18 protein-coding genes are annotated in these 19,858 nt (G+C 58.9%); 11 read left to right on the forward strand and 7 right to left on the reverse strand.

Going from position 1 to position 19,858, the window contains the following annotated elements; all coding sequences use genetic code 11:
* Positions 1–235 precede the first annotated feature (235 nt).
* The 5 genes from LC354_RS16200 to LC354_RS16220 all read right to left on the reverse strand — a co-directional run bounded on the left by LC354_RS16200 (position 236) and on the right by LC354_RS16220 (position 6,126).
* Positions 236–1,564, reverse strand: a complete 1,329-nt coding sequence (locus LC354_RS16200; RefSeq protein ID WP_223425641.1) for a UDP-glucose dehydrogenase family protein — start codon at positions 1,562–1,564, stop codon at positions 236–238.
* A gap of 207 nt (positions 1,565–1,771) precedes the next feature.
* A complete protein-coding gene (locus LC354_RS16205) occupies positions 1,772–2,704 on the reverse strand; it encodes a 2-hydroxyacid dehydrogenase (RefSeq protein WP_223425643.1) in 933 nt (310 codons plus the stop codon).
* Positions 2,697–3,539, reverse strand: a complete 843-nt coding sequence (locus LC354_RS16210; protein ID WP_223425645.1) for a fumarylacetoacetate hydrolase family protein — start codon at positions 3,537–3,539, stop codon at positions 2,697–2,699. The genes LC354_RS16205 and LC354_RS16210 overlap by 8 nt, the downstream gene beginning before the upstream one ends.
* A gap of 44 nt (positions 3,540–3,583) precedes the next feature.
* A complete protein-coding gene (locus LC354_RS16215; RefSeq protein ID WP_223425647.1) occupies positions 3,584–5,383 on the reverse strand; it encodes an IlvD/Edd family dehydratase in 1,800 nt (599 codons plus the stop codon).
* Positions 5,380–6,126, reverse strand: coding sequence for an SDR family oxidoreductase (locus LC354_RS16220; protein WP_223425653.1), 747 nt, complete (start codon positions 6,124–6,126; stop codon positions 5,380–5,382). The genes LC354_RS16215 and LC354_RS16220 overlap by 4 nt, the downstream gene beginning before the upstream one ends.
* Positions 6,127–6,247: 121 nt before the next feature.
* Here LC354_RS16220 and LC354_RS16225 point away from each other — a divergent pair, with 121 nt between their 5' ends.
* Together LC354_RS16225 and denD are read left to right on the forward strand one after the other, a co-directional pair.
* Positions 6,248–7,126, forward strand: coding sequence for an NAD(P)-dependent oxidoreductase (locus tag LC354_RS16225; RefSeq protein ID WP_263289426.1), 879 nt, complete (start codon positions 6,248–6,250; stop codon positions 7,124–7,126).
* Entirely contained in the window at positions 7,123–8,106 is a 984-nt protein-coding gene (gene denD / locus LC354_RS16230) for a D-erythronate dehydrogenase (RefSeq protein WP_223425655.1), read from the forward strand. The genes LC354_RS16225 and denD overlap by 4 nt, the downstream gene beginning before the upstream one ends.
* A 40-nt stretch (positions 8,107–8,146) precedes the next feature.
* Here denD and LC354_RS16235 read toward each other — a convergent pair whose 3' ends face one another.
* Positions 8,147–8,803, reverse strand: coding sequence for a GntR family transcriptional regulator (locus LC354_RS16235; RefSeq protein WP_223425657.1), 657 nt, complete (start codon positions 8,801–8,803; stop codon positions 8,147–8,149).
* Positions 8,804–9,002: 199 nt separating this feature from the next.
* Here LC354_RS16235 and LC354_RS16240 point away from each other — a divergent pair, with 199 nt between their 5' ends.
* The 9 genes from LC354_RS16240 (at position 9,003) to LC354_RS16280 (ending at position 18,669) form a co-directional block, all read left to right on the forward strand.
* On the forward strand, positions 9,003–10,028 hold the full coding sequence (locus tag LC354_RS16240) for a TRAP transporter substrate-binding protein (RefSeq protein WP_223425658.1): 1,026 nt from the start codon (positions 9,003–9,005) through the stop codon (positions 10,026–10,028).
* A gap of 102 nt (positions 10,029–10,130) precedes the next feature.
* Entirely contained in the window at positions 10,131–11,021 is an 891-nt protein-coding gene (locus tag LC354_RS16245) for a TRAP transporter small permease subunit (RefSeq protein WP_223425660.1), read from the forward strand.
* Positions 11,022–11,025: 4 nt separating this feature from the next.
* Positions 11,026–12,648, forward strand: a complete 1,623-nt coding sequence (locus LC354_RS16250; RefSeq protein ID WP_223425668.1) for a TRAP transporter large permease — start codon at positions 11,026–11,028, stop codon at positions 12,646–12,648.
* 12 nt (positions 12,649–12,660) lie between these two features.
* A complete protein-coding gene (locus LC354_RS16255; RefSeq protein ID WP_223425670.1) occupies positions 12,661–13,605 on the forward strand; it encodes a phytanoyl-CoA dioxygenase family protein in 945 nt (314 codons plus the stop codon).
* A gap of 6 nt (positions 13,606–13,611) precedes the next feature.
* On the forward strand, positions 13,612–15,111 hold the full coding sequence (locus LC354_RS16260; protein ID WP_223425672.1) for a UxaA family hydrolase: 1,500 nt from the start codon (positions 13,612–13,614) through the stop codon (positions 15,109–15,111).
* A complete protein-coding gene (locus tag LC354_RS16265) occupies positions 15,087–16,007 on the forward strand; it encodes a phytanoyl-CoA dioxygenase family protein (protein ID WP_223425674.1) in 921 nt (306 codons plus the stop codon). Before LC354_RS16260 ends, LC354_RS16265 begins: the two co-directional genes overlap by 25 nt.
* Position 16,008: 1 nt before the next feature.
* On the forward strand, positions 16,009–16,896 hold the full coding sequence (locus LC354_RS16270) for an NAD(P)-dependent oxidoreductase (protein ID WP_223425676.1): 888 nt from the start codon (positions 16,009–16,011) through the stop codon (positions 16,894–16,896).
* A gap of 4 nt (positions 16,897–16,900) precedes the next feature.
* On the forward strand, positions 16,901–17,794 hold the full coding sequence (locus LC354_RS16275) for a DMT family transporter (protein WP_223425678.1): 894 nt from the start codon (positions 16,901–16,903) through the stop codon (positions 17,792–17,794).
* Positions 17,791–18,669 carry a sugar kinase gene (locus LC354_RS16280; protein ID WP_223425680.1) on the forward strand — a complete coding sequence of 293 codons (879 nt, stop codon included), beginning with the start codon at positions 17,791–17,793 and terminating at the stop codon, positions 18,667–18,669. The genes LC354_RS16275 and LC354_RS16280 overlap by 4 nt, the downstream gene beginning before the upstream one ends.
* Here LC354_RS16280 and LC354_RS16285 read toward each other — a convergent pair.
* Entirely contained in the window at positions 18,666–19,856 is a 1,191-nt protein-coding gene (locus LC354_RS16285; protein ID WP_223425682.1) for a mannitol dehydrogenase family protein, read from the reverse strand. The two genes, LC354_RS16280 and LC354_RS16285, sit on opposite strands and share 4 nt — an antisense overlap.
* Positions 19,857–19,858 lie beyond the last annotated feature (2 nt).

Genomic DNA, 19,858 nt, shown 5'->3' on the forward strand with positions numbered 1-19,858 from the left:
AGACGATGTCATCAAGCAGTACCTGGAATTACATTCCGACAAATGATGCCTCCGGCGTCAGCCGGTGGTCCTTCACTTCAGTAAAACCAGGCCAATGAAAGAAGAATTTGGTCTGAACAACGATGTTTGGAACAACAAGCCGATCAAAGAAGAAAAAGCCGTGCGTCAAACGAAATGAACGCCCGGAAAATCGTGCTTCCTGCAATTGCAGCGCTATTGACTGGATCAGGCCGCGCTAGCTTTCCTCGGCGCGAAATGCAGCGCGACCGATGCTGTCATAGGCGACAAACCCCGCACGTTTCGCATCTTTGACAGTGTAGATATTGCGCAAGTCTGCCATCCGCGGTGACGCCATGCGCCGTGCCAGTTTCTTGAGATCGAGGGCGCGAAACTCGTTCCATTCCGTGAGGATCACAATCAGGTCCGCGTTCTGCGCTGCCTTATAGGCATCATCCATCCACTGCACGCCAGGCAGCAACGCCTCGCCTTCATGGCGCCCTTGCGGATCCGTCACGCGAACCTTGGCGCCTGCGCCGACCAATGCAGGGACGATCGTCAGCGCGGGCGCGTCACGCATGTCGTCAGTATTGGGTTTGAACGTGACCCCAAGTACAGCCACGGTCTTGCCGTTCAGCGCCCCGTCGTACAGATCAAAGATCTTGTCGATCATGCGGCGTTTGGTTTCCTCGTTCACTTTGATTACGGTTTCGGTGATCTGCATCGGAACGGCATGGTCTTGGCCGATCCGCGCCAAGGCTTTGGTATCCTTGGGGAAACATGACCCGCCATAGCCGGGACCCGCATGCAGGAACTTGTTTCCGATCCGCCCGTCCAGCCCCATGCCCTTGGAGACCTGTTTGATATCCGCTCCTGTGCGCTCGCACAGGGCAGCAATTTCGTTTATGAAGGTAATCTTGGTCGCCAGAAACGCGTTTGCGGCGTATTTGATCATCTCGGCGCTTTCCAGATCGGTGGTCACGATGGGAAAATCGCGCAGGAAGAGAGGCCGGTAAATTGCGTTCATGACGTCTGCCGCCCGGTCGGATTGTACACCGACAACGACCCGGTCGGGTTTCATGAAATCGTCAATTGCAGCGCCTTCGCGCAGGAATTCCGGATTGGACGCGACATCAAAGTCGAGTGCGGGATTGGCTTTCCGGATCGTTTTTTTCACCTGCCGGTTGGTCCCGACCGGGACGGTGGATTTGGTCACGATGACGACATAGTTTCTGGCAAGTTGCGCGATCTCCGCCGCGGCGGCCATCACATAGGTCAGATCGGCATGACCATCGCCGCGTCGCGTCGGTGTGCCCACAGCGATAAAGATCGCTTCGGCGCCGTCGATGGCCTTGGCCAGATCAAGTGTGAATGACAGACGTCCCGCCTCGACATTCTTGGCCATCAAGGCGTCCAGCCCCGGCTCATAGATAGGGACTTCGCCCCGTTCCAGCTTGGCGATCTTTGCAGGGTCCTTGTCGACGCAGACCACGTCGTGCCCGAAATCGGAAAAACACACCCCTGAGACGAGGCCGACATAGCCCGTCCCGATCATCGCAATTTTCATGGCTGCCTGCCTTGTTCGTTATACCTGGTTTTGTCTGTCGTAGGGTGCGGGGGGGCGGCCCGTCAACCTTTCGGGCGCGATGATGTTCGTCAAACTGTGTATTTCAAAGACCACAAAGATGCTCATGGCGCCGTCGCACTCCGTGAAAAACTCAATGACTGTGATTCCAAGAGGCAACGGCCGGGCAATGTCGCCCGACCACTGTGTTCAGGCGTTCAGGTGAGCTGTCTCCGGAACCGGGGTCAACACTTTGCCTTTTCCGAGGTGCTCAAGCAGGTTGTCCACCACCAGCCCTCCCATCGCGGCGCGGGTTTCATGCGTGGCACTTCCCACATGTGGCAGCAGAACGACGTTTGGCATGGTTTTGAGCGCATCGGGGATCTTTGGCTCCGCCTCGAAGACATCCAAAGCTGCATAGCCCAAGCGCCCGTCCTGTAGCGCAGATACCATCGCTGGCTCGTCCACGACAGAACCACGCGATACGTTGATCAAGCGACCCTCCGGGCCCAACGCGTCCATCACCTCCGTGTTGACGATATGGTGCGTCGACGGGCCACCGGGGGTGATGCAGATCAGAACCTCGACCGCCTGCGCCATGTCTGTCAGCGAGGCGTGATAGGTGTACGGCACGTCTCTTTTGTTGCGGGTGTGGTAATGAATTTCAGCGTCAAAGGCTTTGAGCTTGCTTGCGATGGCCTGTCCTATGCGGCCAAGACCCAGGATACCCACTTTGCGATTGTCGGCGCTGCGCGACAACGGTGCGCCGCCGTTTTCCCACGCGCCCGAACGCGCATGAGCTTCATCCGCCAGAAAGTTGCGGTAACTGGCGAGCATCAGCAGGATCGTGGTGCTGGCCACTTCGGCGTTCAAAACATCAGGCGTATGAGTGACCAGAATACCGCGCTCGGCCGCCGCCTTGGTGTCGATGGCGTCATAACCCACACCGTAACAGCTGATCATCTTTAGGTTCGGCAAGGCGGCCATCACATCTGCTGGAATCCCGTCATGTCCATTGGTCGCCACATGCGTGATCTTGTCCGCCGGGTAATCGCCGTCGCTGAGTCTATGGATCGTAAAGACGGCTTCCAGACGCTCGCGCATGGCGTCGGTGATGCCCCCGATTTGCAACAGATCATGCATCTATGCGCACCTCTTGGCGCTGCTTGCCCAAACCTTCGATTTCAAGCTCCATGACGTCGCCGACTTTGAGATAGGTCTGTGGCTTCATGCCGTCGCCAACGCCCGGCGGCGTGCCTGTGGTGATGATGTCGCCGGGGTGAAGGGTCATCAGGCCACTCAGGTGTTCGATGATTTCCGCCACGGTAAAGATCATGGTGGCGGTGTTCCCTGTCTGCATCCGCTTGCCATTCACATCCAGCGACATGGCGAGGGCCTGCGGATCAGGAATTTCATCGCGGGTGACAAGATACGGACCCGTGGGGCCAAAGGTGTCGCAGGATTTGCCCTTGGTCCACTGACCGGTGAGGTTTTGCTGATACTCCCGTTCGGACACATCGTTCACGATGCAGTAGCCCGCCACATAGTCGAGGGCGTCTTCTTTCGAGACGTATTTGCAGGTCTTGCCGATCACGACCCCAAGTTCAACTTCCCAGTCGCTGCGGGTCGATCCACGGGGCATGACCACATCATCATTGGCGCCGACGATGGCCGAATTCGCCTTGAAGAACAGGATGGGATGCGCGGGGATGGGCAGGCCCTGTTCGGCGGCATGGTCGGAATAGTTCAGACCGATGCACAGGAATTTGCCGAAGTGGCCGACGCAGGCCCCGAGGCGCGGATTGCCATCCACAGCGGGAAGCGTTGTGGGGTCGATGCTGCGCAACCGGTCCAGCGTTTCGTCGTCAAGCGTATCGCCCGTGATGTCGTCAATCACGCCGGACAGATCACGCAGGGTGTCGCCGTCCATCAGGCCGGGCCGTTCGGAACCTACGTCGCCGTATCGTACTAGTTTCATTTTCGGATATCCTTGTTCGTGTCGGTTTTTTTGCGCGGGAGGCGCTAGTGATTATCACGGGGCATATGTTTGCGTGAAATGTCCTGATACTCGGCTGCGCCTCGCAGGGTCATGCCTTCATCAAAACGACCTACGCGGTCGCGGAAGATCTCTTGCCAAGGGCTTTGGTTTTCGGGCGACGCATACCCGCCGGAATCCGCCAGAGCGACCGCGCGTGCCGCCAGTTCAGATGCGTCAATCAGCATGTCGGCAGTACATTTCCTCAGGTCGATCCGCACGCGGTCACCATTTCGGAGCAACGCCAGCCCACCGCCATCCGCCGCCTCCGGTGACGCGTTCAGGATCGAGGGCGAACCTGACGTGCCGGACTGGCGTCCGTCACCCACGCAGGGCAATTCGTCGATACCCTTTTTCAGCAGATACGCAGGTGCACGCATGTTCACGACCTCGGCGCCGCCGGGATACCCTTTGGGGCCCGCGCCGCGCATGAACAGGATGCAATTGTCATCGATATCCTCCGCAGGGTCATCGATCCGGTGGTGGAAATCCTCTGGCCCGTCAAATACCACGGCACGTCCTTCGAAGGCTTCGGGGTCGTCGGGATTCGACAAGTAACGCGCGCGGAATTTCTCCGAAATAACAGAGGTTTTCATCATCGCGCTGTCAAAGAGGTTGCCCTTGAGGTTGATGAACCCGGCATGCTCCTTGATCGGCTCGGAGGCGGAGCGGATCACCCGTGTGTCCGCACTGCGCACATGACCACAGTTCTCGCGCATCGTCTTGCCATTGGCGGTGATGACGTCGGGATGCGGCAACAGATCTGCGGCAATCAGTTCGCCGATCACGGCAGGCACACCGCCAGCATGCTGGTAATCCTCGCCGAGGTATTCGCCTGCGGGCTGCATGTTGACCAACAGCGGGATCTCGTGCCCGACGCTTTGCCAGTCGTCGTTATCCAGCGGTACGCCGAGATGTTTGGCAATGCCGTTCAGGTGGATCGGCGCGTTGGTCGATCCGCCGATGGCAGAGTTGATGACGATCGTGTTTTCAAAGGCTTCCCGCGTCATGATTTCGGAGGGGCGCAGGTCTTCCCAGACCATTTCGACGATGCGCTTGCCGGTTTCGTAGGCCATCTGGCCCCGTTCGCGGTAGGGCGCGGGAATGGCGGCGGCACCTGGCAGTTGCATTCCCAGAGCCTCGGCCAGCGAATTCATCGTCGTCGCGGTTCCCATCGTATTGCAATAGCCTACGGACGGTGCTGAGGAGGCCACCAGTTCCATGAATCCATCAGCGTCAATTTCGCCTGCGGCCAGCATCTCGCGGGCTTTCCAGACGACGGTGCCCGAGCCTGTGCGTTCGCCCTTGAACCAGCCGTTCAGCATGGGGCCAACGGACAACGCAACGCCGGGGATATTGACAGTCGCTGCAGCCATCAAAAGAGCCGGGGTCGTCTTGTCACAGCCGATATTCAATACGACACCGTCCAGCGGATATCCGAACAAGGTTTCGACAAGGCTCAGATAGGCCAGGTTCCGGTCCAGCATCGCGGTAGGTCGCTTGCCGGTTTCCTGAATCGGGTGCACAGGCACTTCGATGCAGGTGCCGCCCGCCGCGATGATCCCGTCGCGCACGCGCTTGGACAGCTCAAGATGGTGGCGGTTGCACGGGCTGAGGTCACTTCCGGTTTGTGCGATGCCGATAATCGGCTTGCCAGATTGCAACTCCGCGCGGGTCAGCCCATAGTTCAGGTAACGCTCAAGATAGAGCGCCGTCATTTCCGGATTGTCGGGGTTCATGAACCATTTGCGTGACCGCAGATCTTCGATACCGATATGCTTTCTCATTGGCCTGACCAGCCTCCGTCGATGATGTGCGGATGCCCCGTGGTAAATCCGCTGTCGTCGCTGGCCAGATAGACGACCAGATTTGCGATCTCTTCTGCCTTTGCGACCCGGCCCATCGGCTGGCGTGCCACAAACTGCCGATGCGCTTCTTCGTAGCCGCCGACCTGTTCGCCGAGGACCTTGATCCGGTCCTGCAAGCTCGGGCTTTCGACAGTTCCGGGGCAGATACAGTTGCAGCGAATGCCGTCTTTGACGAAATCCACTGCGACCGCCTTGGTCATGCCAATCACGGCGGCCTTCGTGGCCCCATAGATAAAGCGGTTGGGCGCACCGATGATGGACGAAGCGGCAGACGACATGTTGATGATCGATCCGCCACCGCGTTCAATCATACCCGGCAGAGCGGCGCGCATGGTGCGCGACATCGACCGGACATTGAGGTCAAAGGCAAAGTCCCATTCATCTTCGGTCGCATCCAGTACCGTGCCGTGATGCACAAAGCCCGCGCAGTTGAACAAAACGTCCGGGGCGGCGCGTTCGACGCCTGCCGCGATGCTGTCGGCGTCCATCGCGTTCAAGGTGAAGGTTTCGATGTTGTCGCCTGCCAGATCGCCAAGCGCGCTGGCGTTGATGTCGGTGGCGAAGACGTGAGCGCCTTCGGCGGCCATGGCCAATACGCTGGCCCGTCCAATTCCCTGCCCTGCGGCAGTCACAAGTGCGCGCTTTCCGTCCAAACGGCCCATGGCATCTTCTCCCTCTTTTCTGATCAGGTGTTGCGCAACATCGCGCGCTGCGTTTTGTTGGCAACGTAAGACAAGGCGTTCGGCTTGACCAGACGGCATGCAAAATTTCGGGAGTTTGAGAATGGCGATGGAAAAGGTAGCTTTGTTGGGGACTGGGTTGATGGGGTTTCCCATGGCTCGAAATCTGGCGCGGGCAGGCATCCCGCTGACGGTGTGGAACCGGACACGGGCCAAAGCCGAGCCGCTGGCGGCAGAGGGGGCGACAGTAACGTCTACGGTCGCTGATGCGATTGAGGGCGCGGATATCATCATCTCGATGATGAGCGACGGGCCAACCGTCCTGTCGGTGGTCGAGGATGTGGCGGCGCGTCTCAAACCCGGATCGCTGTGGATCGATATGTCGTCCACCAAGCCTGAAGAAGCGCGCGCGCAGGCCGCCATGCTGAAAGGGCATGACGTGGCACATCTGGACGGGCCCGTATCGGGGGGGACCAAAGGCGCGGATGCGGCCAGCCTTGCGATAATGGTCGGTGGCGATGCGAAAGATTTCGCCCGTGCCACGCCAATCCTGAAATCAATGGGTCGGCCTGTGCATGTGGGGCCGTCCGGCACCGGCCAGTTGTCCAAGCTTTGCAATCAGACCATCGTCGCGGTGACCATTGGCGCGGTCGCCGAGGCGATGCTGCTGGCCTCGGAAGGGGGCGCGGACCCCGCAGCATTGCGCGCTGCACTACAGGGCGGATTTGCAGATAGCGTCATCCTGCAACAGCATGGCGCGCGGATGACCGAAGGAAATTTCGTACCCGGCGGATTGTCGAAATTCCAGTTGAAAGACCTGAATAATGTGCTGGCCGAAGCCGCAGCGGTGAACCTTTCGTTGCCTCTGACACAGGATGTGCGCGACCGGTTTGCCCATTTTGTTGAAAACATGGATGGTGCCGATCAGGACCATTCGGGCCTGTATCTGGAACTCAAGGCGCGAAACGGGATGCTGACATGAAACGAATTTTGATCTTGGGCGGGCGTGGAATGGTGGGTCAGAAACTGGCCAACCATCTGGAAACGCAGGGTTTGGCGAGTGGCGAGGCCTTTGAGTTGACGCTGCACGACATCGCACCGCCAAGCGACGTCACGGCAGAGGATAACCGACGCCATCTTGTCGGCAATCTCGCGGTAGCGGCGGAGGGCGCAGCACTTGCTGCGGAACGGTTTGACCTGATCTTTTTTCTTGCCTCGATCGTCTCGGGAGAGGCGGAAACGGATTTTGACAAAGGCTGGCAGACGAACCTGTGGCCGATGTGGCATTTCCTTGAAGCGTTGCGTGCGCAGCATCGGGCGATGGACGGGGCCTATGTGCCCCGTGTGATCTTCACCTCGTCGATTGCCGTGTTTGGCGGGCCTTATCCGGACAAGATTTCGGATGAATTCCTGCAATCCCCACAAACGAGTTACGGCGCGCAAAAGGCAGCGTGCGAATTGATGATCCAGGACTTCAGCCGCAAGGGGTTCATCGATGGCATGTCCCTGCGTCTGCCGACGATCTGCGTGCGGCCCGGCAAGGCAAATCTTGCGGCCTCGTCGTTCTTTTCCGGGATCATCCGCGAACCGTTAAACGGAGTCGAAGCCATTTTACCCGTGCCCGATACCGTGCGGCACTGGCATGCGTCACCCCGGTCAGCGGCCGGGTTTCTTGCCCATGCGGCTGGGTTGGATACAGCGCTGTTGGAGGGTCGGCGTGCGCTGAACCTTCCGGGAATCAGTTGCACCGTGGCCGAACAGATCGAGGCACTGCGGGATGTCGCGGGCAACAACGTGGTCGCTTTGATCAAGCCCCAACCCGACCAGGCGATCGCCAAGATCGTCGAAGGGTGGCCGCGCAATTTTGCACCTGAACGCGCCAAAGCGCTGGGATTTGTGGCAGAGTCGACGTTCCGGGAGATCATTGACGTGTACATTGAGGATGATCTGCCGGAACGGTGATAAACTCCGGGCGCCACGGTGGGAGATGCCCTGCCGTCCCCTAACTTGGTTGCAACGCCGGTCCGTCGATGAGGTGCCGGGCCAGATGGTCGTGTATTTTGGCGCGGGTCAACGCTTCGTCCCCGGCCATGGCGGCATCCAGGATTTGCTGATGGTGTTTGATATTGCCTGAAATGAAATCAAAGGCGCGGTCTTCGACCATCAATTGCTGGCGGAAACGACCATAGATCTGTCGATGCGTCGTGATCAGTACGTCCGACCCGCAAGCCGAGATGAGGGTCTCATGAAACTGTCGTTCGGCTGCGAACCACAGATCGATGAAGGGTTCCGAATCCTTGGAAGTGTGCAGTCGCATTTCAAGGTGGCTGAGCTGGTGGTGCGCGGCGGTCAATTGCGCCTCCCATGCAACGCCGCCGCGCTTGATCGACATCGCCGTGCCTTCGGCTTCGAGCAGGACGCGCAAATGCGTGAGCTCATGCAACAGGCGCGCAGATTTTTCCGGGACACGGAAACCGCGCTGCTCCTGAAACTGGACCAGGCCAAGGGTGGACAGGCGGAACAGAGCCTCGCGGATCGTGCTGGCGGAGCAGTCAAATTCCTGCCGCAGATGTTCTGCCCTGACCTTCTCTCCATGCTCAAATCCGTTGGTCATCAAGCGATGGCGCAAGGTTTCAAATATATCTGTTTCGTAGGGCATTTGAGCATTCAGAAATTTCGTTGATCGTAAATGTGTAAAGCGCAAAATCACGAAATTCCACACAAATCACGAAATTCGCCGAAATTTCATTTTTTTGTTGTCGTAAGGGGGCGTCTCCGACTAGCCTTTGGTTACTTTGTGCGGAAGGCGGGCAAGAGACCCTCTAATTTGCACGTAAAAAATGTCTGGGAGGATGATCATGACATTCATTAAGAAGGCGGCGTCCATCGCCGTTGCAACGGCACTTGTGGCAGGCACGGCGATGTCCGCCAGTGCACAGCAAACCAAGCTGCGTATTCAGACGCATTACGCACCCGAGACGGTCTCGGGACGGTTGGCGGCCCAATATATCGAAGATATTCAGTTGATGTCCGGCGGCGAAATCGAAGTAGAGATGTTCTACAGTTCGTCAGTCGTGAAGTCGGTCGAAACATTCGACGCGGCGGCCACGGGTATCCTTGATTGTGACATGACAGGCGGTGCCTATCAGACCGGCAAGAACTCGGCGTTTCAGTTCGTGGGCGACATCATGGGCGGCTATGAGACTCCCTATCAGCAGCTCAGCTGGCTCTACTACGGCGGCGGCCTCGAAGCGGCGGCACCCTTGTACAACAAATACGGCATGGAATTGATCGGTTGGTGGGTCTATGGGCAGGAAAGCTTTGCCTCCTCCAAGCCAATCGCTAAAGTTGCAGACTTCGAAGGTTGGAAATTCCGGTCGCCCCCCGGCATGGAAACCAAGATATTCGAGAAATTGGGCGCCTCGCCCATCGTGATGGACTTTACCGAAATCTTCACCGCCCTGGAAACCGGTATCATCGACGGTGCGGACGCATCAGGCCTGGCCAACAATGTCGGTCTCGGCCTCTATGACATCGTCGGCTACGCGAATTTCCCAGGCTTCCATTCGATGCCTTCCGATCACCTGGCGTGCAACAAGGAAGTGTTTGACGCGATGCCCGAAGCGCATCAACGCATCATGAAGGTTGCCATGGAAGCACTGGCGCTGCGCACCGCCCTGACCTTCGAAAAGGCCAATGCGGAAGCGGCTGCAATGTTGCGCGAGCAGGGCGTTGTCCTGTCGCAGTGGGAAGCCGAAGAACTGCAAAAGTTCCGTGACGCAGCGCAGTCTACATGGCCTGAGTTCGCCGATACGCCAGAAGCCAAGGCATTGGTCGAATCGCATATGGCCTACTTGACCCAGCTTGGTTTCGTATCTCAGTAAGCGAACCGATCCGGGGCTCCGACCATTGTGTTGGAGCCCCTTTTTTGCCGTAAAACGCGCCTTTGTCGCGCAAGGGCATGTCCACTACAGGGGGTATTTCTGATGCAGGCGCGCTCCGGCACTCCGGTTGAATGGCTTGTGCCATTGGCTTTTATTTTCTGCGCGGGGTGGGTGATCTGGCATATGCCTGCCTTTACCCTCGACTTTTATCCGCCTTCGGATCCGTCAGAATTTGACAAGCTCTCCGCTTTGTTTGGACGCATTGACGTCAGTTCCGGCATGGGCGGACTGTTTGGCGGGTTTGCCGATATCTTTGATTGGGCCGCTCTGATCTGTCTTCCGATTTTTGGCTACATTGGCGTCCGCACCGTGCGGCGTGCGGGCATGGAGTTTGAAAGCTGGCGCGCAGCCGACCGTCTGGCTGTATTCATCGGCCGTGTCACCATGATGTTGATCGTGTTGTTGACCGGCGTCATGCTCTACGAAGTCATCTTGCGCTATGTGTTCGAGGCTCCGACCTTGTGGGCAAACGAAATGTCGCTGTGGCTGGCCGGGTTCGTGTTTCTGTGTGCCGGTCTTTACGCCATGCAACAGCGCAGCCACATCCGTATCGTTTTGCTCTATGATGCCGTCCCTCGCTGGGTGCAGCGGATATTTGACTGTATCTCGACACTCCTGATCGTAACCTTCGCCTTTTTCCTGATCTATGGCGGATACGGCGAAGCCTTCGACAAATTCTATCGTTGGGAAACGTTTGGCACGGCTTTTGACCCGCCGATTCCCGCAACCCTGAAGCCCATGGTGTTGTTGGTTGTCGGCCTGGTTGCGTTGCAGGCGGTCGTGAACCTGATCTCTGACTGGAACAAGGAAGAGGTTCACTACGGTGGCGACGATCTGGACGAAGAAGAGATCGAGCGCATCAAGGCCCAGGTCGGTGTGGGTGGCGTCAGCGACATCGATGTAACCGGCCAACACGTTTCGGCAAAGGACTGACCCCATGGATATCGGAACCATTTCGCTTGTCCTGATGCTGGGGCTGATCTTGCTCCTGGCCATCGGGATGCCGTTGGGACTTGCCTCTGCAATCCTCGCCGTGCTGGTGCTGGTGATGAAGTTCGAGCCGGAATTGCTGCTGGCCCCCTGGACCTTTGGTGACGGCATTTTGACCGGCAGGCCCGGATCGGGGCCGCTCAACATTCTGGCCCAGAAAATATACGGGCTCTTAACGGACTACGTCCTCATATCCATTCCGCTCTTTATCTTCATGGCGGCCTTGCTGGAACGCTCGGGCATCGCCAAGGAAATGTACTCCTCGCTGAGTGTCTGGCTGAACCGGACCCGTGGCGGCATCGCCATCGTTACTTCGATCATGGCCGTGATCATGGCGGCGATGTCCGGGATCATCGGGGGCGAGGTTGTCTTGCTGGGCCTGATCGCGCTGCCGCAGATGTTGCGGCTGGGCTATAACCAGAACCTCGCGATCGGTGTGATTTGTGCCAGTGGTTCGCTGGGGACCATGATCCCTCCGTCGATCGTTCTGATCATCTATGGCCTGATCACCGAAACGTCGATCAAGGCTCTGTTTACCGCGTCCTTCGTGCCGGGCTTCATGCTCGCCTCCTTCATCATCATCTATATCATCATCCGCACACAACTCCGTCCCGAAGACGCACCGCTGCCTGACCCTGTGCCCGGGGAACCTGTGGGCCGCGAAAAGGGAAAATTGTTTCTGGCGTTCATGACGGTTCTGTTTGCCGGGTTCGGAACGGCGTTGTTCCTGCGCGCAAGCTTCTTTGAATTCTCTGGCTCGAACGCGGCCAATACCGGCGCACCCGCGTTCTGGGGCACGGCAGAGTACATCTGGAGGTTCGGCATCATGGTGGCCGTGAGCCTCGCGCTGATCTTCTTTTACTTTGGTAAGGAGTTAACGGCGCGGGGCTGGTCTTTGGGCAAGGGTCTCGTGCCACCCATCGTCGTGATTGGCGTCGTTATGGGCTCGATCTATGGTGGCATCACCGGGATTACCGAGGCCGCTGGCATGGGGGCGATGGCCGTCTTTGTCATCGCGCTCTTGCGCGGCGAGGCCTCAACGGAACTTGTGTGGGATTCGTTGATGCGGACCCTGAAGTCGACCGGGACCATCATCTGGGTCACTATCGGTGCGGCGACCCTTGCGGGGGCGTACACCATCGCGGGCGGGCCAACCTATGTGGCCGACTTTATCGTTGGGTCCGAGTTGCCGACGATGTTGGTGATCTTGCTGATGATGTTGATCCTGCTGTTTATGGGGGCCTTCATGGACTGGGTCGGCATTGTGTTGCTGATCATTCCGGTGTTCCTGCCCATCGTGCTCAAGTTGCCGCTGGAAGAGATTGGTGTGTTTGGCGAGTTGGAACGCCGCCATGTTGCGATCTGGTTCGGTGTGGTATTCTGTATGAATATGCAGGTCAGCTTTTTGTCGCCGCCCTTCGGTCCGGCTGCCTTCTATCTGAAATCCGTGGCCCCGCCACACATCACGCTGACCGATATCTTCAAGGGCTTCTTGCCCTTCATAGGCATCCAGTTGGTTGCGCTGTCGGTTCTTCTGATCTGGCCGCCGATCGTCACGCTGCTGCTGTAAACGAGGCGCATCATGTTAAGCGACACGCAGATCACCGAGTTTCGCACCCAAGGGTATTTCGCCATGGAAGACGTCATACCCGGTTCGGTGCTGGATGCCATACGCGCAGAGTACGCGGCGCTGATGGACGGGCTCTATGCGGGCTGGCAGGCAGAGGGGCGGGTGCCGGATGGTGACCCCCTGGATTTTTGGGGCAAGCTGAGTGCGTCCTATGCAGCCGGGTGCGACTGGTTCCAGCCGATGGATATCAGCCTGCCCGGCGGTGAGATCGCGGCCGATTGCCCGATGCATTTTGGCCCTGCGATCTTTGATCTGGTGGTGCAGGAGCGCCTGTTGGACATCATTCAGGATCTGATCGGGCCAGAGATCACGTCAAACCCGATCCAGCATGTGCGCATCAAGCCGCCCAGCCCGCAATTGGCCGCAAACGAGGTGCGCGCGCACATCACCAGCACCGACTGGCATCAGGATCGCGGCGTGGGTCACGAAGATGCAGATGCCACGGACATGATCACGGCCTGGGTCGCCATCACCGACGCCACCGTCGCAAACGGGTGCTTGCAAGTGGTGCCCGGCATTGACGATGGGCTGCTGCCCCATTGTCCGCAGGTGCAAACGGCGATTGCGCCACGGCATCTGGATACGACCCGCGCCGTGCCTTTGCCGGTGAAGGCCGGGGGTGTCGTGCTGTTTCATCCGCTGGTGCCGCATGCGTCGCTGCCGAACACATCTGATGATTTTCGCTGGTCCTTTGATCTGCGTTATAACGTGACCGGGCAAAGCACCGGACGCGATCATTTCCCCAGCTTTGTCGCCCGCAGCAGGGCCGCGCCCGAAACCGAGTTGCGCGACTGGCGCGTCTGGCGTGACGCGTGGTTTTCGGCACGTGACAAACTGGCCGTGTCCCCGCATATTCCGATTCACCGTTGGGCGTCTGACGCCCCTTATTGTGCGTGAGCCCCCATGGATTTCATCCGACTAGACCCGACCGATACCGTTGTGACTGCTACCCGTGCGCTTGAGGTTGGCGTTCCGATCGACGGGGCATCCACACGTGCGTTGATCCCATCCGGGCACAAGATCGCAACCCGCGATATGGCTGTTGGCGATGTCATTCGTAAGTACGCGCAGGTCATTGGATATGCGGCGCAGCCCATTGTGGCGGGTGATCATGTGCATACGCATAACGTGGAATTTCGCGGCACCGACGTGGCCTATGAATATGGGACGAACCTACGCCCTGCCACTCGGGCAACAGGCGACACGTTCATGGGTTATCGCCGCGAGAACGGGCAGGTGGGCACGCGGAACTACATCGCGATTGTCACCTCGGTCAACTGTTCGGCGACGGCGGCACGCATGATTGCGTCGAATTTCACGCCCGAAGTTCTGGCGGACTACCCCAATGTTGACGGTGTTGCTGCGTTTGTCCACGGAACCGGTTGTGGCATGGCCGGTGATGGTGATGGGTTCGAGGCGCTGCAACGGGTCATGTGGGGCTATGCGGCGCATCCCAACCACGCGGGCGTTTTGATGGTCGGCCTGGGGTGCGAGATGAACCAGATCGACTGGCTGCTTGAGGCCTGGGGACTGAAACAGGGGCCGACATTTCAGACAATGAACATACAGTCTGTTGCAGGCCTGCGCCAGACAATCGAAAAGGGCATCGAGAAAGTGGCCGCAATGCTGCCGATCGCAAATGCGGCGCAGCGGACGGAATGCCCGGCGTCGGACCTGAAGGTGGCGCTTCAATGCGGCGGCTCGGACGCGTGGTCCGGGATTACGGCAAACCCGGCATTGGGCTATGCCACGGACCTGTTGGTGGCGCAGGGCGGCACCGGTGTGCTGGCCGAAACGCCGGAAATTTACGGGGCGGAGCATCTGTTGACCGCTCGCGCCGTGGACCGTGCGACTGGCGACCGGCTGATTGACCTGATCCATTGGTGGGAGGATTACACCGCCCGCAACAAGGGCTCGATGGACAACAACCCAAGCCCCGGAAACAAGACCGGTGGTCTGACCACGATCCTTGAAAAGTCTCTGGGGGCGGCAGCCAAGGGCGGAACGACACCGCTGACCGGCGTCTACAAATACGCAGAGATTGTACGGGCCAAGGGCTTCACCTTTATGGACAGCCCCGGCTACGACCCGGCCTCGGTTACCGGTCAGATCGCGGGCGGATGCAATCTGGTGTGCTTCACGACCGGGCGCGGATCGGCCTTTGGATCCAAACCTGCCCCGACGATCAAGGTTGCCACGAACACAGAGATGTTCAACCGGATGACCGAAGACATGGACGTAAACGCAGGCGCCATGATGACCGACGGCGTCTCTCTCGAAGACAAGGGCCGCGAGATTTACGAGTTGTTCTTGCGCGTGGCGTCTGGCGAAATGTCCAAGTCCGAAGCGCAGGGCCTTGGCGACTATGAGTTCGTCCCATGGCAGATTGGTGCGGTGATGTAATGGAATGCCTGAGCGCCGTACAGAAAGCGCATTTCGAAGAACACGGGTATTTGCTGGTCGAAAACCAGGTTCCGCCCGACTGGCTGACGAAAATCCGCGACGAAATCTCACGATTCGAGGCCGAAGCCGCCACGATGACCGAGAGCAACGAGCGGCTTGATCTCGAAGACAGTCATACGACTGACGAGCCGCGCCTGCGCCGGATCAAACTGCCGCATACAATTTCGGACGTGATGCGGGAGCTAATGTATTCCGATCATGTACTGGCCCCCGCCCGTGATCTGATCGGCCCGAACCTGCGCTTGCATACAACCAAGCTGAACATGAAATCAGCCGGTTACGGGGCGGCCGTTGAGTGGCATCAGGACTATGCGTTCTATCCCCACACCAATGATGACATCCTTGCCATTGGCATTTGCATTGATGACATGGCCGCTGAAAACGGGCCGCTGATGGTCTATCCCGGCTCGCACAAAGGGCCGGTCTATGACCATCACGTCGACGGCGTTTTTGCAGGTGCGATGCTGCCCCAGGAAAACGGCCTGAACTCGGCGGACGCGGTGCAACTGACCGGCCCGGCCGGGTCGATCAGCATTCATCACGGGCGGATTGTCCATGGGTCTGCCCTCAACCGTTCTGATCGTGCGCGGCGCATTTTGTTTTACGAGATGATGGCCGCGGATGCTTTTCCGATCATGGGCAGCATGACGAAATGGGATGGCATCGAGGATTACAACACGCGGATGCTGTGTGGTGAGGCGACCTTGACGCCGCGGCTCAAGGATATACCCATCCGCATTCCACAACCGCAACCGGATGTGCCGATATCGATCTATGAAATTCAAAAGGGCCTGAAATCGCGGGCTTTCGATACAATTCCGTCCAAGGAGACATGAGATGAGCAAACCTACAATCGGATTTATCGGGCTTGGCCTGATGGGCGGAGCAATGGTCGGCCGTTTGCAGGATCAGGGCTATGCCCTGACAGTAATCGCCAACCGGACACGGACATATGTGGATCAGGCGGTTGCACGCGGTGCAACCGAAGTAAAAACGGCCAAGGCCGTTGCCGAAGCGTCCGATATCATCATGCTCTGCATGGATACATCCGCCAATGTCGAAGCCCGGATGCACGGAGAAGACGGCGTGATCGCTGGCCTCAAACCGGGTGCTGTGGTGATCGACTTCGGGACGTCCTTGCCCGGTTCAACCCGCGCATTGGGCGATGAAGTGGCCGCCGCCGGGGGGCATTATCTGGACGCGCCGCTGGGCCGCACGCCCAGCCACGCCAAAGACGGTTTGCTCAACATCATGTGCGCGGGCGACGAGGCTGCCTTTGCCAAGGTGCGCCCCGTGCTGGATGATCTGGGTGAGAACGTCTTTCACCTAGGCGCACTGGGATCAGGGCACACCATCAAACTGATCAACAACTTCTTCGGGATGACCGTGGCCAATGCCATGGCCGAAGCCTTTGCGATGGCCGATGTGGCGGGTGTGCCCCGGCAGGACCTTTATGATGTGATGGCTGCGGGTCCGCTCAAGTCCGGCATGATGGATTTTGTGAAGGGCTACGGCGTGGACGGTGACCCCAACCAACTGGCCTTTGCGATCAAGAATGCGGCCAAAGACGTCGGGTATTACGCGCAAATGGCATCAGATGCTGGCGTCGAGTCGGTCATGTCAAAAGGCGCGTTGGCGGCTTTGAGCGAAGCACGCGACAGCGGCCGTGCCGATGATATGGTTTCGCAAATGGTCGATTTCTACGCCGACAAGTTCAAAGGCTAAGCCATTGGCCATCGCCGCCCAGGCCACACAAGACCGCGCGACACTTGGGATTGTGATGACCCTGGGGGCGTATGTATTTTTCGCCATGATCGACACGTCGGTGAAGTGGCTTGTGTTGGCGGGTCTGCCGGCGTTTCAACTGGCATTCATGCGGTATTTGCCGCATTTTGTGATCTCGACCGTGCTTTTGCTGCGCAAGGGCGATGGGTGGAACAGCTTTCAATCCGCCCATATGGGCCTGGTTTTCTTGCGGGCGTTTCTTTTGGCATCGGCGACGTTGTTCAACTTCATCACGCTCAATTACCTGTCGCTGACCGTGACCGGATCGATCATGTTTTCGGCGCCGGTGGTCGTGTGCGCCCTGTCCTGGCCATTGCTCGGAGAGCGGGTCGGCCCGTGGCGATGGTTTGCCATTATCCTCGGGTTCATGGGGGTGCTGGTGGTCATCCGGCCCTTTGATGCGGCCTTTCACTGGATCGCGCTGCTCAATGTCTACAACGCATTTTCGCTGGCGCTTTATTCGATCATTACGCGAAAGATATCAGGGATCGTCGCCCCCGAGACGATGCAATTCTACATGGGCGCATTCGGGGCGATTACGCTCTTTCCGTTCGCATGGTGGGTCTGGACGCCACCGGCAAACGGATTGGAGTGGGGTGTGATGGTGGCACTTGGCCTATGGGGCTGGGCCGGGCACGAGATTTTTTCGCGCGCGCATCTCTATGCACCTGCGAATACGCTGATGCCCTACACATACAGCTTTCTGCTGTACCTCGCGGTTGCCAGCTATTTTGTTTTTGACGATGTGCCGGATCAATGGACGATGCTGGGGGCGTCGATCATCGTGATGTCCGGGCTGATTATTTGGCGGCGCACCGCCAGAAAGGACATCGCATGAAAGTTGCTGCGATTGGCGAGGCGATGATCGAGCTGTCGATGGATGGCGATACGGCGGCGGTCGGCGTGGCGGGCGATACGCTGAATTCTGCGATCTACCTCAAGCGGTCCGCGCCGGATATTCAGGTGGATTACGTCACCCGACTTGGAGCAGAGCCGTTTTCCCGCAAGATCCATGATTTTATCGCGGCACAAGACGTCGGGACAGGCGCGATTGAGACTGACCCGGATGGCACGCCGGGCCTTTACGCGATCACCACGGATGCAAGCGGCGAACGCTCTTTCACTTATTGGCGAGACCGTGCGGCCGCGCGTTCCGTTTTCACGGGACCGGGCGGGCCGGATTTTTCCGTGTTGGAGGGGTATGACGTTGTCTACTTGTCCGGCATTTCGCTCGCCATTTTGCCCGAACAGACGCGGGGCGCGCTGATGAATTGGCTGGGTGGATTTCGGGAAGGTGGTGGGCGGGTCGTCTATGACAGCAATTACCGCCCGCGCCTTTGGCAGGACAAAGCGACGGCGCAAGCGGTGAACGCCGCGATGTGGGCGTTGTCGGACATTGCCCTGCCGTCGATTGATGACGAACAGGCGATCACGGGCGAAAGCGCCGATGCAGTTGCCGCCCGCTTTGTGGCGATGGGCAAGACCGGCGCGTTAAAACGTGGGCCGTCCGGGCCACTCTGTCTCGCGACGGGGACCTTCGGCGATTATGTCCCCGCGCTCCGTGTCGTCGATACAACCGCAGCGGGCGACAGTTTCAATGGCGCTTATCTGGGTGCCGTGCTGAGCGGTTTGGATCAGGCGGCGGCCTTGCAGGCGGGCCATGATCTGGCCGCCCGCGTTGTGGGCCATAAAGGGGCGATCCTGCCCGCTTAGCTTGCCCCGATCAGAGCGCGCAACGCGGCGTCAGGGTCGCTTGATGTGCAGGCTTTGAGGATCTCATCGGCCCTTGGGTCGTCTAGCGTGCGGCCCTCCGCGACCTCTTGTTGCACGAAGGCTATCCACGCCGTGACCGCCGCGGTCAGGGCAGGGCTGTCTACTCCGGATCTGTCGGTCAGCGTGGCCAAGATGCGGATCGGCAATTTTTGGCTGCCGTCCATGGCGATCTGGCGCAGACGGTGATGGAGGTTCGGGTTCTCGAACCTTGCGATCAGGGCCGCGGCATAGTCCTTGGCTTGGCGCTGGACATCGGCGGGCAAAGTAGCAGCGGCCTCTGTCATGATTCCCGACGCGCCTGCGCGCAGGACCGGATCGGCGATGGCCTCATGTACGAATGTGTGGCCGCGCAGTACCCCGGCATAGGCCAGATAGGAATGTGCGCCGTTGAGCATCCGCAATTTGCGCATCTCGTGGGGAGCGACGTCCGATACCCATTGGACGCCGGGCCAGTCGGGGCGGGGTGCGGCAAAATCGTCGTCGATGACCCATTCGGTGAACCCTTCGGTGGGCACGGCCATGTCATCACCGGCTTCGCCCCGGATTGCGTCTGTCGTTGCAGGTGTGATCCGATCGACCATGCAGGACGGGTAGGTGACAGTGGCACGGATCGTCAGGTTGGCCGCTTTGGCAAAGGCTTTTATTGCATCACCAAGTTTGCGCCCGTTGTCCGGCAGGTTATCACAAGACAGCACGGTGACAGGTGTTGTGCGACCCGCCAGCCCGCGCACCAGAGCACCGATCGGCGTCAGGCTGCCGCCATCAATGTCGGCGCGAATGGCCGGGTTATTCTTGTCCAAAGCCCCATCGGAGGCGAGGCAGTACGCTTTCTCTGTCACCGTCAGGGTGATGACGTCGACCGCGGGGTCGGAAATGGCGGAAATGACCGCCATCGGGTCCTCGGTCATCACCAACATGCCATCGAGACAGGTGATCCTTTCGATTTTTGTCCCGGCGGCGTCCTTGATCACAAGCGAATAGGTGTAATCCTGCGCAGCTAGGCGATCCCGGACCGCACCGGAGCGAAAGCTGACACCGGTGACCCGCCAATCGGGGCAACGTTGCGTGTACCAAGCCTGATGGGCGCGAAAAAAGTTGCCGACCCCAAGGTGCAGAATACGTGGCATGT

Origin of the sequence: Tateyamaria pelophila, from assembly GCF_019966495.1 — a bacterium.
GTDB lineage: Bacteria > Pseudomonadota > Alphaproteobacteria > Rhodobacterales > Rhodobacteraceae > Tateyamaria > Tateyamaria pelophila.

What these genes read in the sequence shown, in the direction of transcription:
- LC354_RS16200 (WP_223425641.1), bottom strand. Translation starts at nt 1,564, where the DNA reads ATGAAAATTGCGATGATCGGGACGGGCTATGTCGGCCTCGTCTCAGGG.
- LC354_RS16205 (WP_223425643.1), bottom strand. Translation starts at nt 2,704, where the DNA reads ATGCATGATCTGTTGCAAATCGGGGGCATCACCGACGCCATGCGCGAG.
- LC354_RS16210 (WP_223425645.1), bottom strand. Translation starts at nt 3,539, where the DNA reads ATGAAACTAGTACGATACGGCGACGTAGGTTCCGAACGGCCCGGCCTG.
- LC354_RS16215 (WP_223425647.1), bottom strand. Translation starts at nt 5,383, where the DNA reads ATGAGAAAGCATATCGGTATCGAAGATCTGCGGTCACGCAAATGGTTC.
- LC354_RS16220 (WP_223425653.1), bottom strand. Translation starts at nt 6,126, where the DNA reads ATGGGCCGTTTGGACGGAAAGCGCGCACTTGTGACTGCCGCAGGGCAG.
- LC354_RS16225 (WP_263289426.1), top strand. Translation starts at nt 6,248, where the DNA reads ATGGCGATGGAAAAGGTAGCTTTGTTGGGGACTGGGTTGATGGGGTTT.
- denD (WP_223425655.1), top strand. Translation starts at nt 7,123, where the DNA reads ATGAAACGAATTTTGATCTTGGGCGGGCGTGGAATGGTGGGTCAGAAA.
- LC354_RS16235 (WP_223425657.1), bottom strand. Translation starts at nt 8,803, where the DNA reads ATGCCCTACGAAACAGATATATTTGAAACCTTGCGCCATCGCTTGATG.
- LC354_RS16240 (WP_223425658.1), top strand. Translation starts at nt 9,003, where the DNA reads ATGACATTCATTAAGAAGGCGGCGTCCATCGCCGTTGCAACGGCACTT.
- LC354_RS16245 (WP_223425660.1), top strand. Translation starts at nt 10,131, where the DNA reads ATGCAGGCGCGCTCCGGCACTCCGGTTGAATGGCTTGTGCCATTGGCT.
- LC354_RS16250 (WP_223425668.1), top strand. Translation starts at nt 11,026, where the DNA reads ATGGATATCGGAACCATTTCGCTTGTCCTGATGCTGGGGCTGATCTTG.
- LC354_RS16255 (WP_223425670.1), top strand. Translation starts at nt 12,661, where the DNA reads ATGTTAAGCGACACGCAGATCACCGAGTTTCGCACCCAAGGGTATTTC.
- LC354_RS16260 (WP_223425672.1), top strand. Translation starts at nt 13,612, where the DNA reads ATGGATTTCATCCGACTAGACCCGACCGATACCGTTGTGACTGCTACC.
- LC354_RS16265 (WP_223425674.1), top strand. Translation starts at nt 15,087, where the DNA reads ATGGCAGATTGGTGCGGTGATGTAATGGAATGCCTGAGCGCCGTACAG.
- LC354_RS16270 (WP_223425676.1), top strand. Translation starts at nt 16,009, where the DNA reads ATGAGCAAACCTACAATCGGATTTATCGGGCTTGGCCTGATGGGCGGA.
- LC354_RS16280 (WP_223425680.1), top strand. Translation starts at nt 17,791, where the DNA reads ATGAAAGTTGCTGCGATTGGCGAGGCGATGATCGAGCTGTCGATGGAT.
- LC354_RS16285 (WP_223425682.1), bottom strand. Translation starts at nt 19,856, where the DNA reads ATGCCACGTATTCTGCACCTTGGGGTCGGCAACTTTTTTCGCGCCCAT.